Origin of the sequence: Silvibacterium dinghuense, assembly GCF_004123295.1 — a bacterium.
In the GTDB taxonomy this organism is placed as follows: Bacteria; Acidobacteriota; Terriglobia; order Terriglobales; family Acidobacteriaceae; genus Silvibacterium; species Silvibacterium dinghuense.
Genome location: NZ_SDMK01000001.1, coordinates 193,454 through 220,308 on the forward strand (window position 1 = coordinate 193,454; position 26,855 = coordinate 220,308).

Annotated in this window: 23 protein-coding genes; 11 read left to right on the forward strand and 12 right to left on the reverse strand. The window is 61.0% G+C overall.

Annotated elements, in window-relative coordinates; genetic code table 11:
• Nucleotides 1–13 precede the first annotated feature (13 nt).
• The 5 genes from ESZ00_RS00770 to ESZ00_RS00790 all read right to left on the reverse strand — a co-directional run bounded on the left by ESZ00_RS00770 (nt 14) and on the right by ESZ00_RS00790 (nt 6,616).
• Nucleotides 14–1,660, reverse strand: a complete 1,647-nt coding sequence (locus ESZ00_RS00770) for an NAD+ synthase (protein ID WP_129206271.1) — start codon at nt 1,658–1,660, stop codon at nt 14–16.
• 35 nt (nt 1,661–1,695) lie between these two features.
• Nucleotides 1,696–2,931, reverse strand: coding sequence for a multidrug effflux MFS transporter (locus ESZ00_RS00775; RefSeq protein ID WP_129206272.1), 1,236 nt, complete (start codon nt 2,929–2,931; stop codon nt 1,696–1,698).
• Between the two features lie 156 nt (nt 2,932–3,087).
• Nucleotides 3,088–5,322, reverse strand: coding sequence for a tetratricopeptide repeat protein (locus ESZ00_RS00780; protein ID WP_129206273.1), 2,235 nt, complete (start codon nt 5,320–5,322; stop codon nt 3,088–3,090).
• A gap of 77 nt (nt 5,323–5,399) precedes the next feature.
• Nucleotides 5,400–5,852 carry a lipocalin-like domain-containing protein gene (locus ESZ00_RS00785; RefSeq protein ID WP_129206274.1) on the reverse strand — a complete coding sequence of 151 codons (453 nt, stop codon included), beginning with the start codon at nt 5,850–5,852 and terminating at the stop codon, nt 5,400–5,402.
• An 11-nt stretch (nt 5,853–5,863) separates the two neighbouring features.
• Entirely contained in the window at nt 5,864–6,616 is a 753-nt protein-coding gene (locus ESZ00_RS00790; RefSeq protein WP_229741076.1) for an ABC transporter ATP-binding protein, read from the reverse strand.
• Nucleotides 6,617–6,964: 348 nt separating this feature from the next.
• Between ESZ00_RS00790 and ESZ00_RS00795 the strand changes: the two genes are divergently transcribed.
• Nucleotides 6,965–7,966, forward strand: coding sequence for a carboxypeptidase-like regulatory domain-containing protein (locus ESZ00_RS00795; protein WP_129206276.1), 1,002 nt, complete (start codon nt 6,965–6,967; stop codon nt 7,964–7,966).
• Here the strand turns inward: ESZ00_RS00795 and mobA are convergent.
• From mobA to ESZ00_RS00815, 4 genes are all read right to left on the reverse strand, one after another.
• Nucleotides 7,932–8,606 (reverse strand): molybdenum cofactor guanylyltransferase, encoded by a 675-nt coding sequence (mobA, locus tag ESZ00_RS00800; RefSeq protein WP_129206277.1) that lies wholly within the window; start codon nt 8,604–8,606, stop codon nt 7,932–7,934. The two genes, ESZ00_RS00795 and mobA, sit on opposite strands and share 35 nt — an antisense overlap.
• A gap of 2 nt (nt 8,607–8,608) precedes the next feature.
• Entirely contained in the window at nt 8,609–9,640 is a 1,032-nt protein-coding gene (mgrA, locus tag ESZ00_RS00805; protein ID WP_129206278.1) for an L-glyceraldehyde 3-phosphate reductase, read from the reverse strand.
• A 27-nt stretch (nt 9,641–9,667) separates the two neighbouring features.
• A complete protein-coding gene (locus ESZ00_RS00810; protein WP_129206279.1) occupies nt 9,668–11,047 on the reverse strand; it encodes a dipeptidase in 1,380 nt (459 codons plus the stop codon).
• Between the two features lie 427 nt (nt 11,048–11,474).
• Entirely contained in the window at nt 11,475–11,843 is a 369-nt protein-coding gene (locus tag ESZ00_RS00815; protein ID WP_229740862.1) for a rhodanese-like domain-containing protein, read from the reverse strand.
• Between the two features lie 72 nt (nt 11,844–11,915).
• Between ESZ00_RS00815 and ESZ00_RS00820 the strand changes: the two genes are divergently transcribed.
• From ESZ00_RS00820 to ESZ00_RS00840, 5 genes are all read left to right on the forward strand, one after another.
• Complete coding sequence (locus ESZ00_RS00820; protein WP_129206280.1) at nt 11,916–13,313, forward strand: sigma-54-dependent transcriptional regulator; 1,398 nt, start codon at nt 11,916–11,918, stop codon at nt 13,311–13,313.
• A gap of 86 nt (nt 13,314–13,399) precedes the next feature.
• Nucleotides 13,400–15,313, forward strand: coding sequence for a two-component system sensor histidine kinase NtrB (locus tag ESZ00_RS00825; RefSeq protein ID WP_129206281.1), 1,914 nt, complete (start codon nt 13,400–13,402; stop codon nt 15,311–15,313).
• The gene (locus ESZ00_RS00830) at nt 15,310–15,888 is read left to right on the forward strand and encodes a hypothetical protein (RefSeq protein WP_129206282.1); all 579 of its coding nucleotides are present in this window, start codon (nt 15,310–15,312) and stop codon (nt 15,886–15,888) included. Before ESZ00_RS00825 ends, ESZ00_RS00830 begins: the two co-directional genes overlap by 4 nt.
• A gap of 245 nt (nt 15,889–16,133) precedes the next feature.
• Nucleotides 16,134–18,596 carry an ADOP family duplicated permease gene (locus ESZ00_RS00835; RefSeq protein ID WP_129206283.1) on the forward strand — a complete coding sequence of 821 codons (2,463 nt, stop codon included), beginning with the start codon at nt 16,134–16,136 and terminating at the stop codon, nt 18,594–18,596.
• Nucleotides 18,597–18,795: 199 nt separating this feature from the next.
• Nucleotides 18,796–19,383, forward strand: a complete 588-nt coding sequence (locus ESZ00_RS00840) for a hypothetical protein (RefSeq protein ID WP_129206284.1) — start codon at nt 18,796–18,798, stop codon at nt 19,381–19,383.
• Here the strand turns inward: ESZ00_RS00840 and ESZ00_RS00845 are convergent.
• Together ESZ00_RS00845 and ESZ00_RS00850 are read right to left on the reverse strand one after the other, a co-directional pair.
• Complete coding sequence (locus ESZ00_RS00845; RefSeq protein WP_129206285.1) at nt 19,364–20,221, reverse strand: NAD(+)/NADH kinase; 858 nt, start codon at nt 20,219–20,221, stop codon at nt 19,364–19,366. The two genes, ESZ00_RS00840 and ESZ00_RS00845, sit on opposite strands and share 20 nt — an antisense overlap.
• 44 nt (nt 20,222–20,265) lie before the next feature.
• Nucleotides 20,266–21,063 (reverse strand): TlyA family RNA methyltransferase, encoded by a 798-nt coding sequence (locus ESZ00_RS00850; protein WP_129206286.1) that lies wholly within the window; start codon nt 21,061–21,063, stop codon nt 20,266–20,268.
• 79 nt (nt 21,064–21,142) lie between these two features.
• Between ESZ00_RS00850 and ESZ00_RS00855 the strand changes: the two genes are divergently transcribed.
• Both ESZ00_RS00855 and ESZ00_RS00860 read left to right on the forward strand, forming a co-directional pair.
• On the forward strand, nt 21,143–21,718 hold the full coding sequence (locus ESZ00_RS00855; protein ID WP_129206287.1) for an anti-sigma factor: 576 nt from the start codon (nt 21,143–21,145) through the stop codon (nt 21,716–21,718).
• 88 nt (nt 21,719–21,806) lie between these two features.
• Entirely contained in the window at nt 21,807–22,526 is a 720-nt protein-coding gene (locus tag ESZ00_RS00860) for an ROK family protein (RefSeq protein WP_129206288.1), read from the forward strand.
• Nucleotides 22,527–22,575: 49 nt separating this feature from the next.
• Here the strand turns inward: ESZ00_RS00860 and ESZ00_RS00865 are convergent, their stop codons facing one another.
• Nucleotides 22,576–23,718: a hypothetical protein gene (locus tag ESZ00_RS00865; protein WP_129206289.1), complete on the reverse strand. Its 1,143-nt coding sequence runs from the start codon at nt 23,716–23,718 to the stop codon at nt 22,576–22,578.
• A gap of 155 nt (nt 23,719–23,873) precedes the next feature.
• Here ESZ00_RS00865 and ESZ00_RS00870 point away from each other — a divergent pair, with 155 nt between their 5' ends.
• From ESZ00_RS00870 to ESZ00_RS00880, 3 genes are read left to right on the forward strand one after another with little or no spacing between them, the layout of a single operon-like run.
• The gene (locus ESZ00_RS00870) at nt 23,874–24,872 is read left to right on the forward strand and encodes an ABC transporter ATP-binding protein (RefSeq protein ID WP_129206290.1); all 999 of its coding nucleotides are present in this window, start codon (nt 23,874–23,876) and stop codon (nt 24,870–24,872) included.
• 38 nt (nt 24,873–24,910) lie between these two features.
• Complete coding sequence (locus ESZ00_RS00875; RefSeq protein WP_229740863.1) at nt 24,911–25,699, forward strand: ABC transporter permease; 789 nt, start codon at nt 24,911–24,913, stop codon at nt 25,697–25,699.
• Nucleotide 25,700: 1 nt separating this feature from the next.
• Nucleotides 25,701–26,852: a sensor histidine kinase gene (locus ESZ00_RS00880; protein WP_129206292.1), complete on the forward strand. Its 1,152-nt coding sequence runs from the start codon at nt 25,701–25,703 to the stop codon at nt 26,850–26,852.
• The last annotated feature ends 3 nt before the right edge of the window (nt 26,853–26,855 follow it).

Here is a 26,855-nt window from a genome sequence, read left to right on the forward strand (position 1 = left end):
ATTCCCAACTTGCTTATACCTGAACTTTGACAGCAATGGGGAAACGGCGCCCCATGCCGAATGCCTTGGAGGTGACCTTGAGCACCGGCGCCGCCTGCTGGCGCTTGTACTCGCTGCGTTCGACGAGCTTCACGACACGGCGCACCAGCTCGAGATCGACATGCTGCGAGGCAGCAATGGCCTCTGCCGTTTCATAGCGCTCGACGTAGGCCTCAAGAATCGGATCAAGCACCTCGTAGGGAGGCAGAGAGTCGGTGTCTTTCTGATCGGGTCGCAGTTCGGCGGAAGGTGGCTTCTCCAGGATGGCCCAGGGAATGACTTCGCCATTGCGGTTGATCCAGCGGCAGAGCTCGTAGACCTCGGTCTTCACCACGTCGCCGATGACGGCGAGCGCTCCGACCATGTCTCCGTAGAGCGTGCAATAGCCGGTAGACATCTCGCTCTTGTTCCCGGTCGTGAGCACCAGCGCATTGAACTTGTTGGAGAGGGCCATGAGCAGGTTGCCGCGGATGCGCGACTGGATGTTCTCCTCGGTGATGTCGGGCTTGAGACCGGCGAACATCGGAGCGAGCGTCTGCTGAAAATCCTCGAAGAGCTGCGAAATGCCGAGCACCTCATAGCGAATGCCGAGGTTGGCGGCAAGCCGGCGGCTATCGTCAATCGAGCCCTGCGAAGAATAAGGGCTGGGCATGCCTATGGTCAGCACATTCTCGGCACCCAGCGCGTCGACAGCAATGGCGGCAACAAGAGCAGAATCGATACCGCCGCTGAGGCCGATGATGGCTTTCGAAAAACCGCACTTGCCGACGTAATCGCGTGTGCCCAGAACGAGTGCCTTGTAGATGGCCTCGTGCTCATTCTCTGAAATCGGAGCAGGCTGTGCGTGCGGTGCAGAAAGATCCACGAAGAGCAAATCTTCTTCGAAAGATTTTGCCTGTGCAATCAGTTCACCATCGGGGCCGATGGCCAGACTCGAACCATCGAAGACCAGGCTGTCATTGCCGCCGACCTGGTTCACCAGCAGTACCGGGGCCTTATGGCGCTTCGCGATCGCGGAGAGCATCCTGCGGCGGGTCTCGCGCTTGCCCTGCCAATAGGGTGAGGACGAGATATTGAGAATGAGACGGCCGCCGGCGCGCATCAGCTCATCGATGGGATCGACCTTGTAGAGGCGGTTTTCCCAGAAACTCTTGTCGTTCCAGGCGTCTTCGCAGATGGTCAGCGCAATGTCCTGCCCTTCGAAACAGAAGAGCCGCTGCTTTTCAGCAGGCGCGAAGTAGCGCTGCTCGTCGAAGACGTCATAGAACGGAAGCAGCATCTTCGTCTGGACAAATTCGATGTGCCCGTTGCGCAGCAGCGCCGCCGAGTTCGAGACATGCTTACCACTGCCATGAGGAGCGGGAGTGGGATATCCCACAACGACGGCAATGCCCAGGCCGGCGGTCTTCGTCGCAATCTCCTCAACGACCTGCCCGGCGCGGGTGAGAAAGGCCGGCTTCTCCAGCAGATCGGCAGGCGGATAGCCGCAGACAGAGAGCTCAGGAAAGAGTACGAGTTCGGCTCCGCCTTCAGCCGCACGCGCCGCGAATTCCAGGATTTTGCGGCTGTTGCCGTCGAAGTCTCCGACGGTGGGATTGATCTGGGCAAGCGCGATCTTCACCCCTCCAGTGTAGCAACGGGAGGGGCGAAGGGGCGCTAATGCGCGATGGCGACCGCCCCGTCCTCGCTGACGACCGTCTCACCCACGACCCGGCGGCCGATCAGCAGCATCAGCAATGCGGAGACTGCCGTACCCGCCATGATGGCGATCACTGCCTGCGCACCGAGAAAGCCGATGCTCATGGAGATGATGGCGCCGATACCAGTCTGCACGGAGCCGAACATGGCCGAGGCACTGCCCGCATCGCGCGAGAAGGGCGCAAGCGCGATGGCTGCTCCATTCGGATAAGTGAAACCGATGCAGGTGAGATAGAGGAAGAAGAGCACCATCATGCCGCGTAGATCGAGCAGGTGGGCAAGCGCCCCGACGAGAAATGCACTGCCGAGGATGGCCTGTGCGGTAAGCGCTGCGAGAAAGATCTGCTGGCTGTTGAACTTTTTCAGCAGGAAAACATTCAGATTGTTGCCACCGATGAAGCCCATCACCAGCACGGCGAAGGTAATGCCGAAACCCTTGGTGCCCATATGGAAGCCGTCCATAAAAACAACCGGTGAGCCTGCGACAAAGGTGAAGAGGCCGGCAAAGGAGAACGCTCCCGCAAGAGTGTAAACGAGGAACTGCGGTGTGGCGAAGATCGTCCAGAAATTTCCCAGGATCGGCGCAAGGCGCAGCGAAACGGAAGCATCCGGCTGATGACCTTCCGGCAGCAGGAAGAATGTAACCACCAGGATGACAAATGCCATGGCGGCAAGGACGACGAAGATCCAGCGCCAGCCAAGACCAGACATGAGCGCGCTCCCGATGGTAGGCGCGAGCAGCGGCGAGGCTCCGATCATGAGAAAAAGAAGCGAGAAAACGCGGGCGCTCTGCTCAACCGGAAAGAAGTCGCGGACCATGGCAATCGCCGCGACCTGCGCGGCGCATCCGCCGAGGGCCTCCAGCGTACGCAGCGCTACAAAGGCATGCAGGGTGGGCGCCTTCGCGCAGCCGATAGAGCAGGCGACGTAAACGATGAGGCCGAAATAGAGCGGGCGCTTGCGGCCGAAGCGATCGAGCAACGGGCCATAGAAAAGCTGGCCGATGGCAAAACCGATGAAGTAACTCGAAAGCGAGAGGGAGATAGAGTGTGTCTCGGTATGGAACTCGCGGGCGATATGCGAGAACGCGGGGAGATACATGTCGATGGCAAAAGGCGTAACCACGCAGAGAGCGCCGAGAAGGACGAGAATCCATCTGGGGTGGCGGCCGGCATGGGAGAGCGAGGCGGTCATCGAGGCTTGTAGTCTCCGGAAAATATCTCGGTTGTAGTCTGATCAGCGACAGGCTGTACGGTATGCGGACAGCCGTTCCGGGCAGGCAGAGCCCGATGCCGTCCACACCTCTATATGATAGCTGCTCGATTGGATGCAGGAGAAAAAGCGTCAGGCTCAGGAATTTGGCGCAGGAGAGGCGTTAGGACCGCAAAGCTGGTTCACAATCGTTTGGGCCTTTGCTCTTGTCGCAGCTTCTCTGGCGCAGGCAAGAGCATCCTGGGCGAGCATACAGAGCTGATCCTTTCGCTGATCGGGCAAACGAGAGCCGACACCTGCCTGAAGGATGCATATGAGGGCGCGGAGATCGCCACATGCCAGCGGATCGGCCCGCCAAAGTGGCTCGATCTGGCGCCCAGCTTCGACACAGTCCGTCCAAGCATCGGAGAAACGACCGGCGGCAGCGCGCATCTTTGCCCGGTTGAGGAGACTGGTCACTGCGGCGGCATCCGGCGCCTGAGAGGCGCGAAGGGCAAGATCGGTGCGCACGGTGACAGCTCGATCGAAGATTTTTTCCGCGTTAGGCCAGTCTTTCTGAGCGGCAAGCAGCGCGCCGAGAGCGTCCAGCGCTTCGGCCAGATGCCGGGCATCCGGCGTCGCGATCGCGGCAAGGTCATGGGGATACAGGCTCAAGGCCTCGCGATAGTCGGCAACCGCCTCCCTGGTCTGACCGTTCACGGCCAGCCACTGCGCGCGGCTATACAACGCCTCAATCAGCAGAGGGCCATAAATAGCGGCATTTGCCTTATCTGTAAGAACTCTTAGAACAGCGATCGCCGACTCATAGTCTTCCCCTGCCGCAGCTGGATCGAGGCGGGTTTCGAGCGTGGCAAACTGAGCCAGTGTCACCGCGAGCTTGCCGATATCGGCCGTACCCCCGCGGCTGCGTATTTCGTTATAAGCTCCAAGAGCCTTGCGATAGCTCCATGCGGCACCGGAGTCGTCGCCGATGCGAGCCTTGTAAAAACCAATTCCGGTATAGATTTCGGCGATCTGCGGCAACCAGAGCAGCGGAGCAGCCTTGCCTGCCTCAAGCAGCGGATCGAGGGCCAGACGATAGATCTCGTCGATTTTCTGCGCACTCTCGCCGGTACTTCCGTACAGCTGGGCCAGATCACCATAGGTTCCGCTCAGCGCAGCAAGATAGGCATCGGGCTGCTGACTGGCGAGCGCACGATAGAGATCGATGGCTTTGAGATACGCCTTTTCCGCAGCAGCGCTGCGGCCTTGACGCGCATAGAGGATGCCGAGGTTGGTAAACAGAGGAGCACGCTCGGGCGACGAAGCCGGCATATCGGCAATCTTCTCGTAGATCTCGATGGCAGTCCGATCGTCATGGAGCGTCTGCGAAGCGTAGGCGTATTTGAAGCCATGCCCGCACGACGGATCAAGCTGCCAGGCTTCTCCATAGGCGTCGCGCGCCTTCAGCCAGTCGCGCTGCAGCTCGTGGATCATGCCGAGTTCGAAAAGATCGTGCGCAAGCTCTTCCGGCTTCACACTTCCCTGCTGCAGCTTGCTGCGGTCCTGCGTAATCTTGTCGTTTTTGAGATGAAGGGCCCCGGCAAAGTCGTGAATGGACAGCAGGCTCACGAGCGTGGCGGTCTGCTGTGATTTGTCTGCATCCAGCAGCTGAGCACGAAGGCTGGCGAGCTCGGCCTCCAGACGCTTTTTCTCTTCAGACGCGCCGGATTGCTGCTGGAGGAAGGACTCGAGCAGCTGCCGCGTAGCAGCAGCGTCATTCCCAATCTGTTCGAGCTTGTCCTGTACCCCCTCCTGAAAGATGAGCTGACTGCTTTTCCACGCCTGCTCGTAGGCTGGAGTAATGATGAGCGCGCGAAAGTTCTGGTCGAGGAGCGCCGGCATACTTTCCAGCAAAGCTGCGCGCAGCGATACAGGCAGCTCACGCAGCGTAAGTGTGATCGATGCCTTACCGCCTGCTCCGATAGCCGCACCTTCAGCGTCGATGCGGATCATGGTGCGGCAGAAAACATCGTCCAGCTGGCGATACTGACCGGACGGCACAGCATCCAGCGCGAGCGGCTGCGGGGCAGCAAGGCTCGTCTCCCAGTTCTGAAACCAGCTGCGATCTTCGTCGTCTTTCCTCTGCCCGGCAAGCTGTTGCAGGCTCACGCGCAGCGTCTGGCGATAGAGATCGTCGAGATGGAGGGCGGGGTCTTTGAGCTTGTCGAGAACGGAATCCTCGCCGAGATCCAGGATCTTCTCAGCGGCACTTTCGCCATATTTCTCGGCATACTTCTCGACGAATTTGCCCGCGGAAGCGCCGAGCCCGGCAGCAGCAATCTGAACTGCGGGACGTATCCAACTCCTCGCATTGTCCGGAACAGGCAGCATCGCCGCGCACTTTAGCGCATGGGGCGGGATCTTTGCCAGAGAAAAATCGACGGCTTATCGATGCACGCGCAAGGCGTTCAGATATGGCCGCGGACCCGCTCCCAGAGCAACTGCGCGACCATGGTGTGACGGCCGGCGCGCAGCGGCTCTGTACGCAGCGTAAGCCGGTCGCCTTCGAACCTGTACTCGCGCACCTCGGGACGCCCGACCCAGTGCGGGAAAAGGCTGGCCTCGACGTGATGAATCACCTTCGAACCCTCGACGGTAAAGCGGCCGGTGTAGGCAATGTAGTTGCGGTTGCGGCGTGGGCGATCCGTGGTGGGATCGGGGCTGATGCGCTCGATCACCCCGCGCTTGCGGCGCGCGGGCCCGAGGTTGCCGCTCATGTAGCCCTCGGCGGTGTAGATGAGATAGCCGCGCAGGTCCGTGCCCCACGGCTTTTCGACGATCCCGTCGTCGTGGATGAAGGCGTAGTCGATCAGGCGCCAGGTGCCGATGAAGTCTTTTGCAGTTGCGATGGTATCGGACATGAAAGAAAAAGCTAGACCCTTGGGAGCACCAGGGCGTCGAGTTCGAGGAACTGGCGGAGAATTTCGTCGTCGGACGCTTTCATCTCCTCCATGGTTCCGAAAAAGTGGGCCTTGCCCTGGTGCAGAAAGAGCACGCGGTCGGCAAGACGCTCGGCAAAACGCATGTCGTGGGTAACAACAATGCTGGTGAGGCGGAGTTGGTGCTTGAGCTTCTGGATGAGGTCGCCGAGCAGGCGGCCAATGAGCGGATCGACCATGGTCGTCGGCTCGTCGTAGAGAATGGCTTCGGGCTGCGCCGAAAGCGCACGAGCGATGGCGACCGAGCGCTTCATGCCGGTCGAGAGATCGGAGGGCAGCAGATCGCTCATCCCCGAGACGCCCACCATATCGAGCAGGCCGTTCACGATCTGCAGGATCTGGTCCTCGGCCAGTTCGCGGCGTTCGCGCAGCGGGAAGGCCACATTCTCGCCGACGCTGAGCGAGTCGAAAAGCGCACCGTTCTGAAAGACCATGGTGACCTTGCGGCGCACCAGCTGCATCTGCTCCTCGGTATAGCCGCAGAGGTCTTCTCCCGCGACCACGATACGGCCGGAATCGGGCTTGAGAAACCCCATGATCTGCTGGAGCGAGACCGATTTGCCGACACCGCTGCGGCCCAGGATGCAAAGTGTTTCCCCGGGATTCACAAAGAAACTCACGTCATCGAGGACGGTGAGGCTACCGAAGGACTTGGAGACATGCTCGAAGGCGACATAGGGGGCGATCTCACCCGACGGGCCAGTGGCTTCTCTGCCGGAAACAGAATCTGACTCTGCGGCGCCGCTGGGCAGAATTGCCTCAATCACGGGCAAATCATTCTGTGATGTCCCGGATTCATCAGCCTGATTCGACAAAGATTCCACTCCTCTCATCAGATTACGGCAAAAGCCAAAATTCGTGGATAAACAACCGTAGATGCAGATTTTGTGACCGAATAGCTACTCCGTGCCCTGTTTTTCTGGCCAAAAGATTTGTTTCATGGCTATTTCCGGCAAAATTCTGCACCAGACCGGGGGGTTAGTGAGTCTTACATAACGAATATTTTTCTGTCATGAGGAGCACCTTCCATCACGATGCGCATTCGCTCGTTTGCTATAGCTTTGATTTTCTGTGCGCTCGTTGTATACGCTCCTGCGCAACAGGTTGCGGCTCCTGATCCGCAGACCGGCACCCTGGTAGGCACCGTTACCGATATCCGCGGAGATGTGATTCCTCAGGCAGCAGTCGTGATTGACGGCGGCGACGAGCATCACATGCTCACGGCCAACGATACCGGCTTTTTCTCGCAGGCCGGACTGCATCCCGGCGTGATCTATCACCTGGCCATCGATGCTCCTGGATTTACGCAGTGGAAATCTCAGGAGATCACGCTGACGCCCGGCCAGTATTTTGAGATTACCGGCATCCGCATGAACGTTGCAGCTGCCGTGACGACGGTGACCGCGACGCTCGACACCAACGCCATCGCAGAACAGGAAGTCCACGTGGCGGAACAGCAGAAGGTGCTGGGCTTCATCCCCAACTTCTATACGGTGTATGACAAGCACCCGGTGCCCCTGAGCGCGAAGCTGAAGTTTCAGCTGGCAATGGCCACCGAACGCAATCCGGTTACGTTCCTCGGCGTGGGATTCATCTCGGCCGTCGACCAGGCAGCGGATACGCCGCACTATCAGCAGGGATGGGCAGGGTTCGGGCAGCGCGTTGGGGCAAACTACGCCAACGGCTTCACCGATATCTTCTTCGGCGGCGCCGTGCTTCCTTCCCTGCTGCACCAGGATCCCCGCTACTACTACCAGGGTGAGGGGTCGACCAAGTCACGCCTGATGCATGCGCTTACCAGCGCCTTCCTCTGCCATGGCGATAACGGCAAGATGCAGGTGAACTATTCGAGCATGGGCGGCTTTCTCATCTCGGGCGCGCTGGCCGAGACGTATTACCCCGAGCGCGACCGCGGTGCAGGACTGGTGATTTCAACCTTCGGAGTCAACCTGGCGGCAAACATGGCCAATGGCGTGATCCAGGAGTTCGTACTGCGCAAATTCACCCCCTCGGCGAAGAAGCAGCCGCTGAACTAGAGCCAGCCAGACTCCTGCCGGACAAACCGGCAGTTCCATGGGCAAACTGCTGCGGGGTGTTCCAGTTCTCAAGCCAGCGATGGAGCGGAACCTTCCCCGCAGTTTCAAGCCATGCACCCGTAGCGGCAATCGACTCGATATCGAAATCATCCACACGAAGACCGGCGCTGGCCGCAGCCTGCGGGATCACATGTTGTACCTTCGCATCGCCGGCTTCGAGCGCAGTACGGAGATACGGGTGCAGCCCGCGGTGATATACCGCACAGAGAGGATGCAGCCGGCCTCCGGCACTGGGGATGGTCGCGCCCGCACGCGTCATTTCGGCGCGCTCTACCAGCCACTTCAAAAAATCCACGGGCACGCAAGGCACATCGACAGCGAGAAAGAGGTTGAGCTCCGCGTCCGTGCCGGCCAGCGCGGACTCGATACCGCCAAGCGGTCCGTGTCCGGGGAAACGATCGGGAATGATCGGGGCAAATGCCGCAAGATCGGGACGGCTGCCGAGAATCTGCGCGGAAATGCCCATGGCCTCGAACTTCGCCAGCGAGTGCTCGATGAGCGCGCGTCCCTGCCACGGAAGCAGGGCCTTGTCCTGCCCCATGCGGCGGCTTTGGCCGCCGGCCAGGACAAAGCCGCGCATGCTTAGGCCGTGCCCTCGCGGGCACCCTTCCAGATATCGATCTCCGCATCCTTCGCGTGGCGATCGATCTCTTTTAGTTCAGTATCGGTGAACTTCAGCTTCTTCAACGCATCAAGCGAGTTGTCGAGCTGCTCGACATTGCGCGCGCCGATCAGCGCCGAGGTCACGCGCGGATCGCGTAGCGTCCAGGCGATAGCCATCTGCGCGAGGCTCTGGCCGCGCTTCTTTGCGATATTGTTGAGGGCGCGAACGCGCTTGAGGTTTTCGGCGTTCAGGAATCCCTTCTGAAACGAGCCGGCTGCGGTGGCGCGGGAGTTCTGCGGCACCCCCTTGAGGTACTTATCCGTGAGCAGCCCTTGCGCGAGCGGAGAGAATGCAATGCAGCCGACGCCCAGCTCATCGAGTGTGCCGAGCAGATCCTCTTCGATCCAGCGGTTGAGCATGGAATAGGAGGGCTGATGGATCAGCAGGTGCACACCTTCGTTCTCGAGGATGGCTGCAGCCTCGCGGGTGGCCTCCGGGCTATAAGACGAGATGCCGACGTAAAGCGCCTTGCCCTGGCGAACCGCGTCGGCAAGGGCACGCATCGTCTCCTCAAGCGGCGTCTCCGGGCTGGGACGATGCGAGTAGAAGATATCGACATAATCGAGCCCCATGCGCTTCAGGCTGTCATCGAGCGAAGCCCGCAGGTATTTGCGCGAGCCGCCGATGCCATACGGACCGGGCCACATGTCCCAGCCGGCCTTGGTCGAAATGACGAGCTCATTGCGATAGGGACGGAAGTCCTTGCGAAGAATCTCGCCGAAATTCTCCTCGGCCGAGCCATAAGGCGGACCATAGTTGTTGGCGAGGTCGAAGTGCGTGACGCCACGATCGAAGGCACGGCGCAGGATGGCGCGGCCGGTCTCAAAGACATCGGCGCCACCGAAGTTCTGCCACAGGCCCAGAGAGATGGGCGGCAGAAGAAGGCCGGAGTGTCCGCAGCGGCGAAAGGCAGGCGTATCGTAGCGTTTCGGATTCGGTTCGTAGCTCATGACTGTTCCCTGTGTGAAGGTGTGCGCTTACTTCGCGGCTCCAAGCCGCTCAAAGAAAACGATGATCGATTCAATGCCGCGATGGTAGTTCGCGATGTGAAATTTCTCGTTCGGCGCGTGAAGGTTGTCGTCAGGAAGGCCGAAGCCCATCATCACGGTGGGGATCTTCAGGTGACGCTCAAAATCGCCGACGATGGGAATCGAGCCGCCGCCGCGCACGAAGACCGTGTCCTTGTTCCAGACCTGGTGCATGGCCTCGCGGGCCGCTTCGATATAGGGGTTATCGGTACCGATGACGATGGGATCACCGGAGTGAATCATGCGTACATCGAGCTCGATCCCCTTCGGCTTCAGCGACTCCACATAAGCCTTGTATTGAGCAAAGGCCTGTTGCGGGGTCTGGTCTGGCACAAGGCGCATGGAGACCTTGGCCACGGCTTTCGCGGGGATCACGGTCTTCGCGCCGGCGCCGGTGAAACCTCCGGGCATGCCATGGACATCAAGCGTGGGCCGCGCCCAGGTGCGCTCGAGGACGGAAAAACCGGGCTCGCCCGTGAGCTGCGGTGAGCCGACTTCATGCTCGCGGTAAGCCTCTTCATCGAAGGGCAGCGAGGCCCAGGCCTTGAGCTCATCGGAACTCGGCGCCTTCACCGCGTCGTAGAAGCCGGGAATGAGGATGCGGCCGGCGGAGTCCTTGAGCTGGGCGATAATCTGCGCAAGCGCAACAAAGGGATTGGGGGCAGCACCGCCATACATGCCGGAGTGCAGGTCCGTCTTCGCACCGCGAGCCTCGATCTCGGTGTAAATCATGCCGCGCAGGCCGACGCAGAGAGTAGGCAGCTCAGGGGCGAACATCTCCGTATCGGAAACCAGGGCGAAATCCGCCTTGAGGCGATCGCCATGCTCACGCACGAATGCGGCAATGCCTTCTCCGCCCACCTCCTCCTCGCCTTCGAGGATGACACGCACATTGATGGGCAGCTTGCCGCCGTTCGCCGCAAAGAGCGACTCGAGCGCTTTAACGTGCATCATCATCTGGCCTTTGTCGTCGACGGCACCACGCGCATAGAGGTTGCCGTTGCGCTCGGTGGGCTCAAAGGGCGGGGTCGTCCACTCATCGAGCGGGTCGGGCGGCTGCACATCGTAATGTCCGTAGCAGAGAACGGCAGGCTTGCCTGCTGCATGGAGCCAGTCGGCATAGACCAGCGGATGACCCGAGGTGGGAATGATCTCGACGTTCTCCATGCCGATGCGCTTCAGCTCAGCCGCAAGCCAGTTCGCAGCGGCTGCCACATCCTTCGCATGCTCGGGCAGCGTGGAAATCGACGGGATGCGCAGCAGCGTCTTGAGCTCTTCGAGGAAGCGGGGCTGGTTTTCGCGGGCAAACGTGACAGCGGCAGAGGACATCGACAAAACTCCTGCGGGGTAAGAATCCAACAGTCGAGTATATCTATTCCGCATAGGGCGACCCGCCTTCGGCACCCGCTCCTTTTTGGTCGCGAGTAAAGAGTCTGGGTGGCCCATACAAGCCAGAGGTTGGCTTGTGTGGGGTGGGTTATTCTCGTCGGGGTTTAAGCTCTCCCATGTCTCAGAAGTGAGAGTTGGGGCACCCAGCTCGCCCCAACTCGATAGGGATGCGAGCTAGGGTGTATCGACCTATTCGAGGAGCGAGCGCCGGGAGCCGATTTTTTCGCTATCGAGGAGCGAGGAGCGACGCAGATTGGACATCTGCGAGCGACGAGTGACGAGGAGAGCGGGAAAATCGGCCCCGGCCCTCCGGTTTGCGGGGCAAATTGGCCCAGCAACGCTGCATCCCCGAATAGGTCGATACACCCTAGTAGCGAGGAACGGCCGAATCGATCTGCGCAGACCAGGCATCGATGCCGCCGCGCAGCGACTGCACGTTTTCGAAATCCTGCTGGCGGAGCCAGAGTGCGACATTGAGCGAGCGGACACCGTGGTGGCAGACGGTGACGATGTGTGCCTCGGGATCGAGCTCCTGCAAGCGGGAGCGGATCTCTCCCATGGGCATCAGGGTACTGCCTGCGATGCTGGCCGCCTCGAACTCCCACGGCTCCCGCACATCGAGCAGGACGAAGTTTTGAGTGTCTGCCGGAGTGGAATGGCTGGCAAGAATTTGTTGCAGATCGGTCGGCGAAATCTCGAAGTCCATCACTGTGATAAGGATACATCCCATACGCATGGGAAGCGGCTTTGAAAGCCGCGCCAAGCGCTTCTCTCCGTGATACAAGAGAGAGTGCCCCCTCAGTACTCTATGGTCAACCAAGAGAAAGTCCTGATTGTCGAAGATGAACCGCATGCCCTGATGGGCCTTGCGGAGCTGGTTTCCGGCTGGGGCTATCGCACCGACACTGCGCGCGACGGCCTCGAGGCGATCGAGCGCATCCAGGCCTGGCAGCCTGGCATTGTGGTCACCGACCTGAAAATGCCGCGGATGGACGGCCTCGAGCTGCTCTCGCGGCTGCATGACCTGAAAGAGCAACAGGCGGTGGTCGTACTCACTGCCCAGGGCTCCATTGAGCTGGCGGTCGAAGCCATGAAGATGGGCGCCTACGACTTTCTGCAGAAGCCCGTCGATCCGACACGCCTGCGGACTATCCTGCAAAATGCCACGCGACAGCGCGAAACCGAGCGTGAGCTCGAAGTGACGCGCCGCAAACTACGCGATACCGGCGTGCTGGGACCGCTGGTGGGCTCGTCGAAGAAGATGCAGGAGGTCTTCGCTCTGATCGAGCGGGTAGCACCGTCGAATGTCTCGGTGCTGATCACCGGCGAGAGCGGCACGGGCAAGGAACTGGTGGCACGGACGCTGCATGAGCTGAGCCCGCGGAAGACCAAGCCATTCGTCGCTGTGAACTGCGCGGCCATTCCGGAAACCCTCATCGAGAGCGAGATCTTCGGCCACGAAAAAGGCGCATTTACCGGCGCGGTGGAACGCCGGGCCGGCTGTTTTGAGCTGGCCGAGGAAGGCACGCTGCTGCTGGACGAAATTGGCGAAATGCCGATCGGAACACAGGCCAAGCTGCTGCGCGTGCTCGAGGAGCGGAAGCTGCGCCGGCTGGGCAGCAAGATCGAGGCTCCGGTAGACGTGCGTGTGCTGGCCGCCACGAACAAGCAGCCGGAAACGGCAGTTGCCGACGGACACCTGCGCGGGGATCTCTTCTATCGCCTGAATGTCTTTAATATCCATATGCCTCCCCTGCGCGAGCATAAGGAAGATATTCCGGCAATCGTGGACGCGATGCTTGAGGATATGGGCCGCAAGCATGACCGGCGTGTCAATGGCATCGATGGCGAAATGCTTTCACGCCTGATGAGCTACGACTGGCCGGGTAACGTGCGCGAGCTGCGCAATACCATCGAACGCGCCGTGGTGCTCTCTCTGGGAGACCAGCTCGAGGCGAAGCATCTGCCGCCTGGCTTTGGCACGCGCGCAGCCCGACCCGCGGGCGAGATCGCGGAAGATGCCATCCAGTTGCGTGTCGGCGCGACGGTGGACGAAGCCGAGCAGATGCTGATCCTCAAAACGCTCGAAGCCACCAGCAATAACAAGACCCGCGCTGCCGAGAAGCTGGGTATCAGCCTGAAGACGCTGCACAACAAGCTGAAGGAGTATGGCAGCGCCGCCGCAGACTCGGACGCCCAGCACTAAGCCATTCTCCCGCAATGTGATATCAGAATAGTCGCCTCTGCGCGACGCAGCCCTGCGGGCTTACACTGAGCATGGCTGCCTCAGACATGCGACTGAAGACAAAACTCGCCGCTGCGATCACCGTACTCGTATTTTTGATCGCTACAGTCCTCTCCTGGCTGTACATGACGCAGCTGCTGCAGCAGCACATCGAGCAGGCGTATTCATCGACCGACATCATCGCCCACCAGCTGCAGTTCGCCGTCCGCGAGGCGCTGGAAAACGGGCTGCGCGATAAGCAGTTCAATGCCAATGACCCAGCAGCGCTGCGCCAGGCCGTAGCCGATTCGCTGCGCGACGATCCGGGCCTGAATTCCTTCATCAACTCGGTCATCAATTACTCGCCGACGGTGCTCGACATTGCCATTGCCGATCGCAATGGTTACGGACTGGTTACTGCTCCCGATCCGGCGCTTCAGGATCATCGCCTTCCGCAGCGTCAGGATTATGCCTCGCTGCTGCAGAAGTCACCGCTGCGCGCCATCCATACGGTCTTCGGACCGCCCCAGGTCTATAACCTGTCACTTGGACTGGAGCGTGACAATCAGCCATTCCTGACCGTACGGGTGGGCATCCGGACAACCTTTCTGCAAAATGCCTTCCGTCCCTGGCTCGTGGAGTCGCTGACCTATATCGGTCTGGCAATCCTGGCGGCATTGATTGCGGCCGCCTTCCTGACCAACCTGGCGCTGCAGCCGATCGAGCAGATCAGCGCGCGGCTGGATGCGCTCTCACAGGCAGGGCTCGAACCCGCAGGCGAGCTCGAACCGCCCTCCCGCGACACGGTCATCCAGGTTTCGCACAAAATCGAGCGGCTGGGCCGGCGCATGCGCAATGTCGAAGAGGTATTTTCGGCCCTCAAGGAGAATCTCGACCAGATTCTCTCCAACCTGCAGGACGGCATGATGCTGTTCACGCGGGATGCGCGGGCCGTGCTGGTCTCCCGCTCGGTCGAGCGCTTTCTTTCCGTACACCGGGACGACATCCTGGGCGCCGAGGTGCATGACATCTTCGACCGCTATTCGGTACTGGGCCGGACAGTGCGGCAGGCCTTCGACGCGGGCATTGCCATTGTGCAGGAAGAAGTGGTGACGGAAACGGGCAGGCGCGTGGAGATCTCCCTCGACTTCATCCACGACGATCGCGCCGGCGATGCGGCAACCTCCCTGGGCGCGCTTCTGACGCTGCATGATCTCGAATCGGTGCGGGAGATCGAAAACGAGCTGGAACTCTCGCGGCGCATGGCGGCAATCGGTCGGCTGACCGCCGGTGTCGGCCACGAGGTCAAAAATCCGATCAACGCGATCGTGGTGCATCTCGAGCTGCTGCGCAGCAAACTCGACCCGGCAGCCAGCGGCCTGCGTCATTTGGATGTGATTCAGAGCGAAATCCGACGCCTCGATCGCGTGGTGCAGACACTGGTGGACTTCTCGCGCCCGGTAGAGTTGCAGCTCAAAGATCAGGATCTGCGGCAGATTGTGGCCAGCGTGCAGATGCTGGCGACCGCAGAACTCGAAACCCGGAATATCGTACTCGACAGCTATCTGCCCGCGCATCCGGTCATCGTCAAGATCGACAGCGACCTCTTCAAGCAGGCTCTGCTGAACGTTGTCATCAACGGCGCGCAGGCTATGAATCAAGGCGGAACGTTGACGGTTCGCCTCCAGGAAGATGGCCGGACAGCTCGGCTCCGGGTGCAGGACCAGGGCGATGGCATTCCCGAAGACATCCGGCCGCACATTTTTGATCTCTACTTCACTACTAAACGGGAAGGCAGCGGCATTGGCCTTTCCATGACCTATCGCATTCTGCAACTGCACAACGGACACATTGACGTAGAATCGTTACCAGGCACCGGAACAACATTCATATTTAGCATCCCGGTAACCAATCCCCCTGAGAATAAACTGCGTACTTTTATTGAACCGAACTTATCTGCCTTAAAGGGACCCAGGGAATGACGTCCGCACGCAAGCTGGCGGTTCTGTTGGCGATCACTGTACTGACGAGCGGCTGCAAACACAGAAAAGTCGCCATCATTCCAGCCGCTGCCACGGCGCCCCCTCCGCCCACCCGCACTATCGACCAGAGCGCTGCAGCTCTGCCTGCCGTACCGCCGCCCGAGCTGCCGAACATCGCTCCGCCGAGCGAGCAAAAACCGGCGCAGAAGCCGAAACGCTCCACGCACCGGAAGAAGACACAGAACACGACGGAGACGAACAAGGATCAGGCAGCCGGCACACAACAGGCAGCCAGTGGAGAAGCTCCGGCGGTTTCGCCCATCGGGCAGATCACGACAACCGGAGAGCGTGGCGCCACGCCCTCTGAGCAGCAGATCCGCGAGTCCCTCTCCGGCACGGAGAAAGGGCTGAACGATCTCAAGCGGCAGCTTTCCTCCTCCGAACAGGAAACCGTAGTCCAGATCCGGGCCTTTCTGCAGAAAGCCCGTCAGGCTCTGCAGCAGAACGACCTCGAAGGCGCCCAGACACTGGCCACCAAGGCCAAGGTCCTGCTGAGCGAGCTGACCAAGAGCTGACTGCTGCGCGCAGTGCGGGACTAGCCGTCCAGGCCTTTCGCCTTCGGCACCCGCTCCCGCTGGTCGCGAGGAACGAATCCACTGTAGCTGATTTGGAGTAAAGCCCGCTGTTCGCATACGGACAGCGGGCTTTACTTTTTTAGACACCTGCTTTTCCGTGTATCCAAAGAAAATACTGTCGAACCAGAGTGCCGATGCCTGCGTATCTGGCAGGAGGATTGCCGTTTCTCTTTGAGGGAGCTGCCATGTTCACTCACGATCTTCGTCTGGCCGTACGCCAGTTGCGCCGGACCCCGGGCTTTTCGCTGGCCGTGATTCTCACTCTCATGCTGGGAATCGGCGTGAATACTGCGGTGTTCACACTGCTGGATGGATTTCTTCTGCGCAGGCTTCCCTACCCCGAGCCGGATCGGCTGGCCGTGCTCGCTCTGCACCGCGAATCTCCGCAGACGGCGGGACAGCCTGCATCTTCGAGCGATGGCGACCGTTTCACCAGCGACGACTGGATTGCCCTGAAGAGCGCAGGTGCTCCGGTGGACATCGCAGCTCGCGGTGGCATAGATGGCGTGAACCTGAAGGCCGGTGCTGAAGATGGCGGCGCGGTACGTTATGTGCACAACAGCCGCGTTTCCGCAGGATACTTCCGCGTGCTCGGCGTGCCGATGCAGCTGGGCCGTGGCTTTACGGAAGAAGAGGATCTGGCCCACGGGCCATCTGTCGCCGTGCTGAGCTATCCGCTATGGCAATCCGCATTCCATGGCGATCCATCACTGGTGGGCCGGACCGTCGATCTGAAAGGCGAGGCCTATACCATTGTCGGCATACTGCCTGAAGCGGCGCGGCTCGAAGGCAACCCTGACATCTTCACACCGCTGCATCCGTCGGACATGAGCGGCGAATGTGGCGGCCAGAACTGCGAAATGATCGCACGGCTCAACTCCGGCGCAACGTGGACGCAGGCCGACTCGGCATTAGGCCGGCTGCATCTGCCGCGCATGGCCAGGCTCGAGAGCCAGTACCACGGGCATGCCTGGGTGTATCCCGTGACCATGAAGCAGGCGCTGGCCGGGGAGATGAGCGGCGAAGTACGGGCGCTGATGCTGGCGGTGAGCTTCATCCTGCTGATCGCCTGCGGCAACCTGGCAGGGCTGACGCTGGTGCGGGTCTCGCGGCGCACGCAGGAGATCGCGACGCGGCTGGCGCTGGGGGCCTCGTCCGGTGATGTATTGCGGCAGCTGTGGACGGAAACGGTGGTGCTGGCGCTGGTCGGTGCCGGACTGGGAGTAGCGCTGGGCTATGGCATTCTGCGCGGGCTGGACGGCTTTCTGCCGCCGGAGATGCTGCCGCTCGGCGGCCTGCATCTCGACCTGCGGGTGCTGAGCTTTGCTCTTGCGGCCGCGCTGATTTCGAGTCTGCTCTTCGGCGCATTGCCGGCATTGGCCACGCGGCGCATCGACCTGCGCTCCTCGCTGGCCTCGGGAAGCCGGAGCGTTTCGGCCGGCTCGGGACGGTTGAGGCAGTGGCTGATCGGCGCAGAAGTGGCTCTGACCGTGCTGCTGCTGGCCGCAGCCGGCCTGCTGGTGCGCACGCTGATTCACCTCGAAACATTGCCGCCGGGCTTTGACGCGCACCACGTGACCACGGCCAAGGTATCGCTCGACGACGCCCGTTATCACGATCCCGCAACCTTCCAGGGACTACTTACCCGCAGCCTCGATGCGATGAAAAGAATTCCGGGCGTGGAAAGCGCCGCCGTGGGACTGAGCGTGCCATACGAAGCCATGGTCAACGATGCCGCGACGTTTGTGGAGGGGCCGCAGGCAGGCACAGAGCAGGCCGTCAGCCTGAGCTATGTCACGCCAGGATACTTCCAGACGCTGCGGATACCGCTGCTGGCCGGGCGCGCCATCCTCGATTCGGACACCGCAACATCTCTGCCGGTGGCTGTGATCAACGAGAGCTTCGCGCGGACATATTTCGGAACACCCAACCCGGTCGGGGAGCATTTTAAAGACGGCAAGAAGAGCTTCACGGTCGTCGGCGTGGTGGGCGACGTCCAGGATCAGTCGCGCGCCATGGCACAGGCTGAACCACTGGGAACCGAACCGATCTGGTATCTGCCGGCCAGCCAGATCGATCCACAGTTTCTCTCGCTCGTACATATCTGGTTCCAACCCTCGTGGATTGTCCGCACAGCCAATTCCGACGCCGGGCTGCCGCGCGCCATGCAGGCAGCTCTGACGGCGGCCGATCCGACCCTCCCCTTCTCGAACTTTTCGTCGATGGACGACATTCTGGCCACCCAGCTTGCGACGCAGCGCATCCAGGTGTTGCTGCTGACGACGCTGGGAGGGCTCGCGCTTGTGCTCTCGACCATCGGCATCGGCTCGCTGGTCTCTAGCCTCGTCGTGCAGCGGCGGCGGGAGATCGGCATCCGCATGGCGCTCGGCTCCTCACTCCGGCAGGCGATGATGCAGGTGGGCTCGGCAGGAGTGCTTGCAGCCGGCGCGGGAATGGTGGCTGGGATTGTCGCCTCCCTCGGCGCGTTGCGCGTACTGGCGAGTTATCTCTACGGCGTAAAACCGTGGGATCCGGTGACACTGGCGGCTGTGCTGGCGTTACTGGCACTGGCGGCAGCGGCAGCAAGCCTGGTGCCGGCGCTGCGGATCAGCCAGATCGACCCGGCAGAGACACTGCGGGCAGAATAAGCTTGAAACACATCACCAAGGAGATTCTCCCCTGAAGACGGCACGCTTCGTTCTGCTGCTCATTCCCCTGCTCTGGCTGGCGCACGCGATCGGGTACTTCGCACACGAATACGCGCATTCCTTCACGGCATGGATCTTTGGCGCGAAGGCAAATCCTTTCGCTCTGAACTACGGCCACGCGACCGTATCGAACATCCTGTTGCAGGGAGATGTTGACGAGAATGTCGACTATGACCCGATCTTCGCGGCCGGGCGAGGATGGCTGGCATCGCTGATCGCCGTAGCAGGCGTGCTCTTCGGCAATGGCGGACTCTACCTGATCTCGCGGCTGGGGCTGAAGCAGGCGGAGACACGAAAGCATCAGGCAGCCGGGCTGTTCTGGCTGCTGGTGTGCCTGATGTGCGTGGGGAACTTCATCGCCTACGTGCCGAACCGGACCTTTGCAGCTCATGCAGACATGGCAACCACGGAACGCGGGTTGGGATGCTCTCCCTGGTGGATTGCAATTGGCCTGGGAGTACCGTTCCTGATTGCAAGCTGGCACTATTTTGCGCGGATACTCCCGCGCGTGGCCGTCGCATGGTCGCGGGAATTACCGCTGGCTCCATTGATCCTGGCAGTGATCGCCGTGCTGATCTTCACCGAATTTTATGGAAGAGCCGGCTTGCAAAGATACGGCCCTGTATCCCACGGAATTGCGGCTTTCTGGAGCTACGCGGTGCCGGTGCCGCTGTTGTGGCTGACTATCCGGCGTGTGAGGCAGGAAATCAGCGCTCGCCCCATTTGAGCTTGGCGCGCAGGACGTCAAAGAATCCGGCCGAGCCGAGACGCACCAGCTTGACGTTGTACTGCGAGCGGCGACAGCGCAGCTCATCCCCTACCTTGAGCGGCACAGCCTCCTGCCCATCGACCGTGAGGTATGTCTGGTCAGGAATCCCTTCGATGCGCAGTGCGAGCTGGGCATCCCCGGGCACGACCATCGGGCGAATGGTGAGCAGGTGCGGACAGATCGGCGTCACGATCATCGCATCGACATTCGGCATCAGGATAGGCCCATTGGCCGCGAGCGAATAAGCCGTGGACCCGGTGGGCGTCGAGACGATGACGCCATCAGCGCGGAAGGCCGCGGCCAGCTGATCGTTCAGCATCACGCGGAAATCACCCATGCGGGCGATGGTGCCCTTGGCTACGACAACATCATTGAGTGCTTCATGCTGGCTGTAGAGCTTGCCGTCGCGCCAGAGCTCGGTGTGGAGCATCCAGCGGGTATCCGTGGTGAAGCATCGGGTACACCAGCCCTCGAGCGTGGAGTAGAGATCGGCAAGGCGCACCTCGGTGAGGAAGCCGAGCGAGCCGAGATTCACGCTGAGAATCGGGGTGCCGGTCTTGGCAAAGACACGCGCCGCCGAAAGAAGCGTCCCGTCGCCGCCGAGCACGATCACCAGCTCGGGATTCTCTTCCGGCAGCAGATGGCGGGGGACAATCCGTGCCGCCTGGGTGTAGTTCCCGCTCACGGGATCGAGAACGGGATCGAACTGGCGTGCCCGCAGCCATAGCACCAGCTCAGGGAGCAGGGCTTGCAGCTCGGGTTTCTGGGGCTTCGAAATAATGGCGACGGCAGACATGCGTTTTCTCAGTGTAACGAAGGCTGGAGCTTCCGTCGGTCCATTCAGCGTGGAGTTTGTGCCGGATTTCCCGGCCCGATTCCCCGCCCCATTTCCAGACCGAGCCGGACGGCGTGCAAAAGGAACTCGCGATTCCCTTCCGCGCCGTGAATTGGCGAATCGATCATCTCCAACTCCTGACCGCCAAGTTCCACGGCGCAGGCCTTCACCCGGTCGATCGCAAGCTGGTGAGCAGCAGGGTCGCGCACGATACCTCCCTTGCCGACATGCTCGCGTCCGGACTCGAACTGCGGCTTTACAAGGATCACTGCCTCCAGGCCTTCACTGTCCGAGCGCACGGCGGCAGCCACCACCGAAGGCAGCACCAGCGTGGCGGAGATGAACGACACGTCCATCGCCAGAAAACTGATCCCCGCAGGCAGCTCGCCGGGGACAAGCTTGCGGGCATTCGTACGCTCCATGAGCGAGACACGCGGGTCGGAGCGGAATTTTTCGGCGATCTGACCATAACCGGTATCGACGGCCAGCACCCGCTCTGCGCCATGCTGGAGCATGCAGTCGGTAAACCCGCCCGTCGAAGCGCCGACATCCAGGCAGAAGCGGCCGGTAAGATCGATGCCCCAGTGCGCGAGCGCGCCTTCGAGCTTGAGCCCTCCACGGCTGACATAGCGGAGGTCGTCCCCGAGAAGGCGCAGGGCAGCATCGGCCGTTACCGCGGTACCGGGCTTTTCGACCTTCTGTTCATCCACCAGCACGCGGCCCGCAAGGATGAGCGCCTGAGCGCGCTCCCGGGTCGGCGTTAAACCACGTTCCACAAGCAACTTATCCAGCCTTGACTTCATCGTATGATCGCGCCTGCCTGCTTCTATTCTGGTGGATACAGGGACCAGGCTGCAAAGATCGGATGCTGAGACGTTCTCCATGCCAGAAAATTCTCGAAACCCGAATGACACGCCGGACCAGGAACCGGAAACGGCTCGCCGTGGCGGAATCAGCTTTGGCGTCCTTGGCTGGATCACGGCAGCCGCCGCGATCATCGTAGCCATCTACCTTGGCAATCGCGGCATACAGATGCAGCAGACGCAGCTGGCAGACCGCTCCGACCTGGCGCGGCTTTCGGCACAGGCGGAGCACGCGCAGCTGCTGACCGATGCGCTGACCTCGCCCGAAGCAAAACAGGTAACGCTGGCAGAGACAAGACAGACGCCGCAACCGTCGGGCTATGCCACGTACCTTCCGGCGAAGGGCGCGCTGGTCTTCATGGCCAGGAACCTGCATTCGCTGAAGGCCGACAAGACCTACGAGCTGTGGCTGATGCCTGCCGATGGAAAGCCGCCTATCCCGGCGGGGCTATTCCACCCCGATACAACAGGCAGTGCATCCGTTATTCTTCCCAGCGTGCCTTCCGGCATCCAAGCCAGGGGTTTTGGCGTCACTATAGAGGACGCGCAGGGGGCACAGACTCCGACGCTGCCTATCGTGATGTCCGGCTACTGATCCAACGCTCCTGATCTTCCCTTCAGGCCTGGATTACCCCAGCTCGATGGCATGATCGGGGCGCGCGATATCTTTTTGTGGGAGTTCTATGGCCAAGTCGAAATCGCATTTTCCGCACCCTATTACGCTGGCCGTCGACATCGGCGGCACTGGTTTAAAGATCATGCTTCTCGATGCGCGCGGAAACCCGCTCTCTGAGCGGCTGCGCACGCCGACGCCCGATCCGGCGACACCGAAGAAGATGCTGGCCGCTCTCGAAAAAATGAAGCGCCAGCTGACCGCATTCGACCGCGTTTCGGTCGGCTTTCCCGGCGTCATCAAGCATGGAAAAACACTGACGGCGGCGAATCTCGATCCGTCATGGGTGGGCTACTCCCTGCAAGCAAAGCTGCACGAGATGTGGCGCAGGCCGATTCATCTCGCAAACGATGCTGCCGTGCAGGGCTACGGTGCGATCACGGGTAAAGGTGTCGAAATGGCCATCACGCTCGGCACCGGCATGGGCTCAGCGCTGTTCACGAATGGCCATCTCTGCCCCGGACTTGAGCTCGGCCATCACCCCTGGTTGAAGGGAAAGACTTACGAAGACTACCTGGGGCGCAAGGGCCTGAAGAGGCTGGGCAAGAAGCGCTGGAACAAACACCTGGAAAAGACTATCGAGCAAACACAGAGGACCTTCAACTGGGATCACCTGTACATTGGCGGCGGCAACGCGAAGGAGATCAGCTTCACGCTGCCGACAAATGTCACCGTCATCTCCAATGAAGACGGCCTTTTCGGCGGCGTGGCCCTCTGGCGCTATCAGTAGCGAAAGCCATTGCAGGCAGTATGCGGCCCGTCCCCACGGCGGGCCGTTTTTATTGCGGCATGGGATAGAAGAGGATCATGTCGTTGTCGAGAATCGCCATCCATTTGCCGTCCGGCGACAGCTCTCCGACAGACATATAGGGCGTACCACGCTCTTCGAAGAGGAATTTGCGCGTGTCCGGCTCAGCGACCACGAACTCGTTGGCAACAATGCAGTTAGCACAGGAACCAAGAGCATACATTTCGATACCGAAGCGATTGCCGGAGACACCGGCAAGGCGGCGTGGATAAAAGCTGCCAATCGGCGGAAGCTGAATACGCGCGCCCGTAGGCGTGACGATGAGCATCTGGGCATCGTGGAAGAAATTCTTGTCTTCGCGCGTAATCACGAGATGGGTCGCATCGAGGAAGCCGAGCGGCGCAAGCGCGACAGGCTTTTCCGTCTCGGCATACGACCAGGGCGCGCCATCGCGGTCGAGAAACTTCGCATCCGGTGTTTCAACGAGGATGCGGGTGCAGGAGTATTGCGACTTATCGGTGCAAAGACTGCCGGCGATGCGCTCGTCACCGGCGATCCATTCCTTGACCGCGCGGACATCGTCCGAGGCATCGAGCGAGATGCGGTTGAGCAGACGCAGCGGATCGGCAGCGTAAAACTCGTAGACGCGGCCATCGGCCGTGAGCAGCGGGATGGTGCGATGCGCAGGCGTGGACCAGAGGCCACGCGGCGCAGTGTCAAGCTCGCCGGACTCCTTCGCGTGCAGGAGCACATCGAGGAAGTCAAGACGCGCTCCCTGCTTAACGACGACGGAAGCTCCGGGGCCAGGAAAGACATTAAAGTCGCCTCCGACCTCGTCGATGGTCCAGTCATGCTGTGCGATCTTTACGCCAGTGGTCGTATCAAAGACCAGCCCGCGCAGCACGGCCGGTTCGGCGCTATTACGCAGCGTGCATGGCGTGTTGACGGTGAATGCGGCAAAGAGATGCGTGCTGTCGAGCCAGAAAAGACGCGTGCCGACCTTGTGCTGATGCAGGCAGAGAAATGGTCCTCCACGGCCGAACAGCCCGTGTGGAATACCGAAGGGCTGAAGATAGATGACCAGCGGCTTGCCCGGCTTCTCCGCCTGAGCAGGCGGCGCGAAGGCGGTAAACAGCAGCAGGAGGCAAGCAGCCAGAACCCGGATGAATGGCATGCGACGCATCGTGGCCAGTATAGGGGGAGCGAGATGACGTTTGTCATTCCCCATCGGTGACAGAGCCCACTGGGAGCAGGCGCGGGAGAGCGCGATGCTGAATATGTTCGCAGGCGCAGCCTGCAAACGCGAAGGCTCTTCTTAGGAGGACATTCATGTCCACTGCATCGATCGCTCCCGGTCTTCGGCAGCCCGCCGTCGACTACGGCCAGCCGAAACCCGCACGCATCCATTCCACTCCGGCGGCCAGTGAGCCGTGCGCACAACTGCAGGCAGTAACAAAGCGTTACGGCCAAACCCTGGCGCTCGACGCATTGAACCTTACGCTCTATCCGGGCGAAGTGGTGGCCCTGCTGGGACCGAACGGCGCAGGTAAGACGACAACAGCGCGTCTGCTGCTGGGGCTGCTCTCGCCGAACAGCGGTTCGGTGCGGGTGATGGGGCTCGATCCGCGTGAGGCTTCGACACGCACACACATCGGCGCAATGCTACAGGTGTCGCGCGTACCCGAGACACTGAAAGTCCGCGAGCACATTGCGCTCTTCCGCAGCTATTATCCTGCGCCTCTCGCGGAGACAGAGCTGGTGAAGGCCGCGGGACTGGAAGGAATCGAAGACCGGCTCTTCGGCTCACTCTCCGGTGGACAGAAGCAGCGTGTGCTGTTTGCGCTGGCACTGGCAGGCAACCCGGAGCTGCTGATCCTCGATGAACCGACGGTAGGCATGGACATCGCCTCACGGCGCGCGCTATGGGAGCAGGTTCGCAAACAGACAGCAGCAGGACGCACGGTGCTGCTGACAACCCACTACCTCGAAGAAGCCGACGCACTGGCCAGCCGCATCGTGGTCATCGACAAGGGACGCATCCAGGCCGAGGGTACACCGGCGGAGATTCGCCATCGTGCCTCGGGACGACGCATTCGCTGCGTGACGGCAATGGGACGCGAAGCTCTATTGAACCTGCCTACGGTGCTGGGCGTCGAAGAGGATCGCGAAGCCGTGGTAATCACAGCGGGCGATGCCGAGGCGGTGCTACGCGAGATTTTCCGGCGCGATGCCACGGTGCACGGTCTCGAGGTTTCGTCGCACAGCCTGGAAGATGCATTCCTGGCGCTCACCGGCGACTCCAGTAAAACCGCCGCGCAGGCGAGCTAACACACACAGACTTCCACACTGGTTTTAAGGAGATGCTTATGGCCACCGCCTCCGTTTCCGTTCCCCGCGCCGAGCTGAGCTTCGGCTACTATGCCAACCTGTTTCGCAACGAGGTCCGTTACGAATTCCTGCGCATGCTGCGGCTGCGCAGCTACTCGCTCTCGGTTATCGGTTTCCCGGTGATGTTCTATCTGCTCTTCGGCACACTGAACAGCCACAACCAATATGCACGCTATCTGCTGGCAAGCTACAGCTGCTTTGGCCTGGTGGGCGCGGCGCTCTTCGGACTCGGTGCTGGCATTGCCATGGAGCGGGCGCAGGGATGGCTGGACCTGAAGATGGCGAGCCCGATGCCACGCTTCGCCTATCTTTTCGCGAAGACCATGTCGGCCGCAGGGTTTGCGCTGGTGGTGACGTGCCTGCTCTCGCTGATCGGCGTGACACTCGCCGGCGTGCACATGACCGGACTCGAGTTCGCGAAGCTCATCGGCATCACGCTGGCCGGAGCAATTCCCTTCGCCAGCATGGGGCTGCTGGTTTCGCTGCTGGTGCCACCCACGGCGGGACCGGGAATCATCAATCTGATTTATCTGCCGATGTCATTCGCCTCGGGCCTGTGGATGCCGCTCGATGTGCTGCCCAAGTGGATGCAGCACGTAGCTCCGGCTCTGCCGGCGTATCATTTCGCGCAGATCGCGCTGCATATCTTCGGCTTTGCCCGGTCGGGCAGCTCGCTGAGCGGGCACTGGGAGGCTCTGTTAGGCTTTACTTGCCTCATGCTGGGAGCCGCATGGCTGGTCTTCTCCCGCCGCGAGGCCAAGGCATAACATGGCAACCATTCTCGACAGCGTGCGCCGCGAACTCCTCCGCAAGCGAGCTGCTGCGCCCGACTGGTGGGATGTCATCTGGTTGTTCTACACCATCTTTTTATTCATTGAGCCGATCGAACGGCACAACGGCGCTTACTGGGTTCAGTTCGGCATCGTGTACGCAATCTTTGTTGCGCTCTACATGGGCCTGGTCTTCCTGCGCCGTCAGCTCTATGTGTACCTGTGCCTGCTGGCTATGGTGGCACTTGGGGTGTATTACTACCGGCACAACGCAGCAGCGTACGGCATGTTCATGTATGTTGCTGCATTTGCGCCATTCGTTTCAGAATCAGTGGTCGTGGGCGCAGTGGCTGTCGCTGCCATGGCAGTACTGACCTGCGTTGAAGGCATGCTCTTGCAGCCGAATCCGTGGACATGGGGCTTCGGCACCTGCCTCACACTCGTGATCGGCGGCACGAACATCTTCATGTCGCTGCGCGTGCGCGCCAACAAAAAGCTGCGCATGGCACAGGAAGAAATTGAGCAGCTCGCGAAGATGGCCGAACGCGAGCGTATCGCCCGCGACCTGCACGATGTGCTGGGACATACGCTTTCTGTCATCGTGCTGAAGGCAGAGCTGGCGGGGCGGCTGATCGGGCGTGATCAGGAGGGAGACCACTCGCGCGCGACAGCGGAAATTGGCGACGTGGAGCAGATTGCGCGCAAGGCGCTCACCGAGGTGCGTGAGGCGATCCGTGGCTATCGGGCCGAGGGCCTTTCAGCCGAGCTGCGCCGGGCACAGAGCGTACTCGACGCAGCAGGCGTGGCATTGGTATGTGAAGAACAGCCGTTGCAACTTTCGGCGAGCGAAGAAAGCGTGCTCTCCCTGGTGCTGCGCGAAGCCGTGACCAACATTGTTCGCCATGCGCAGGCCAGCCGCTGCCTGCTGCGCGTGGAGAAGAGCGGCGAAGAGACACGGCTGATCGTGGAAGACAACGGACGCGGCGGACTGAAGGAAGACGGCAATGGCGTACGTGGCATGCGGCAGCGTATCGAAGCTCTGGGCGGCGAGTTCGCTACCGATACCGTAGAAGGCCGTAGCGGGACGCGGCTGACCATTCGCATTCCCGGAACCTCCACTCCCAACCAACCAGCCTGGAGCTCAGTGTAAGAC

What these genes read in the sequence shown, in the direction of transcription:
- ESZ00_RS00775 (WP_129206272.1), bottom strand. Translation starts at nt 2,931, where the DNA reads ATGACCGCCTCGCTCTCCCATGCCGGCCGCCACCCCAGATGGATTCTC.
- ESZ00_RS00780 (WP_129206273.1), bottom strand. Translation starts at nt 5,322, where the DNA reads ATGCTGCCTGTTCCGGACAATGCGAGGAGTTGGATACGTCCCGCAGTT.
- ESZ00_RS00785 (WP_129206274.1), bottom strand. Translation starts at nt 5,852, where the DNA reads ATGTCCGATACCATCGCAACTGCAAAAGACTTCATCGGCACCTGGCGC.
- ESZ00_RS00795 (WP_129206276.1), top strand. Translation starts at nt 6,965, where the DNA reads ATGCGCATTCGCTCGTTTGCTATAGCTTTGATTTTCTGTGCGCTCGTT.
- mobA (WP_129206277.1), bottom strand. Translation starts at nt 8,606, where the DNA reads ATGCGCGGCTTTGTCCTGGCCGGCGGCCAAAGCCGCCGCATGGGGCAG.
- mgrA (WP_129206278.1), bottom strand. Translation starts at nt 9,640, where the DNA reads ATGAGCTACGAACCGAATCCGAAACGCTACGATACGCCTGCCTTTCGC.
- ESZ00_RS00810 (WP_129206279.1), bottom strand. Translation starts at nt 11,047, where the DNA reads ATGTCCTCTGCCGCTGTCACGTTTGCCCGCGAAAACCAGCCCCGCTTC.
- ESZ00_RS00815 (WP_229740862.1), bottom strand. Translation starts at nt 11,843, where the DNA reads ATGCGTATGGGATGTATCCTTATCACAGTGATGGACTTCGAGATTTCG.
- ESZ00_RS00820 (WP_129206280.1), top strand. Translation starts at nt 11,916, where the DNA reads ATGGTCAACCAAGAGAAAGTCCTGATTGTCGAAGATGAACCGCATGCC.
- ESZ00_RS00825 (WP_129206281.1), top strand. Translation starts at nt 13,400, where the DNA reads ATGCGACTGAAGACAAAACTCGCCGCTGCGATCACCGTACTCGTATTT.
- ESZ00_RS00830 (WP_129206282.1), top strand. Translation starts at nt 15,310, where the DNA reads ATGACGTCCGCACGCAAGCTGGCGGTTCTGTTGGCGATCACTGTACTG.
- ESZ00_RS00835 (WP_129206283.1), top strand. Translation starts at nt 16,134, where the DNA reads ATGTTCACTCACGATCTTCGTCTGGCCGTACGCCAGTTGCGCCGGACC.
- ESZ00_RS00845 (WP_129206285.1), bottom strand. Translation starts at nt 20,221, where the DNA reads ATGTCTGCCGTCGCCATTATTTCGAAGCCCCAGAAACCCGAGCTGCAA.
- ESZ00_RS00850 (WP_129206286.1), bottom strand. Translation starts at nt 21,063, where the DNA reads ATGAAGTCAAGGCTGGATAAGTTGCTTGTGGAACGTGGTTTAACGCCG.
- ESZ00_RS00855 (WP_129206287.1), top strand. Translation starts at nt 21,143, where the DNA reads ATGCCAGAAAATTCTCGAAACCCGAATGACACGCCGGACCAGGAACCG.
- ESZ00_RS00860 (WP_129206288.1), top strand. Translation starts at nt 21,807, where the DNA reads ATGGCCAAGTCGAAATCGCATTTTCCGCACCCTATTACGCTGGCCGTC.
- ESZ00_RS00865 (WP_129206289.1), bottom strand. Translation starts at nt 23,718, where the DNA reads ATGCCATTCATCCGGGTTCTGGCTGCTTGCCTCCTGCTGCTGTTTACC.
- ESZ00_RS00870 (WP_129206290.1), top strand. Translation starts at nt 23,874, where the DNA reads ATGTCCACTGCATCGATCGCTCCCGGTCTTCGGCAGCCCGCCGTCGAC.
- ESZ00_RS00875 (WP_229740863.1), top strand. Translation starts at nt 24,911, where the DNA reads ATGGCCACCGCCTCCGTTTCCGTTCCCCGCGCCGAGCTGAGCTTCGGC.
- ESZ00_RS00880 (WP_129206292.1), top strand. Translation starts at nt 25,701, where the DNA reads ATGGCAACCATTCTCGACAGCGTGCGCCGCGAACTCCTCCGCAAGCGA.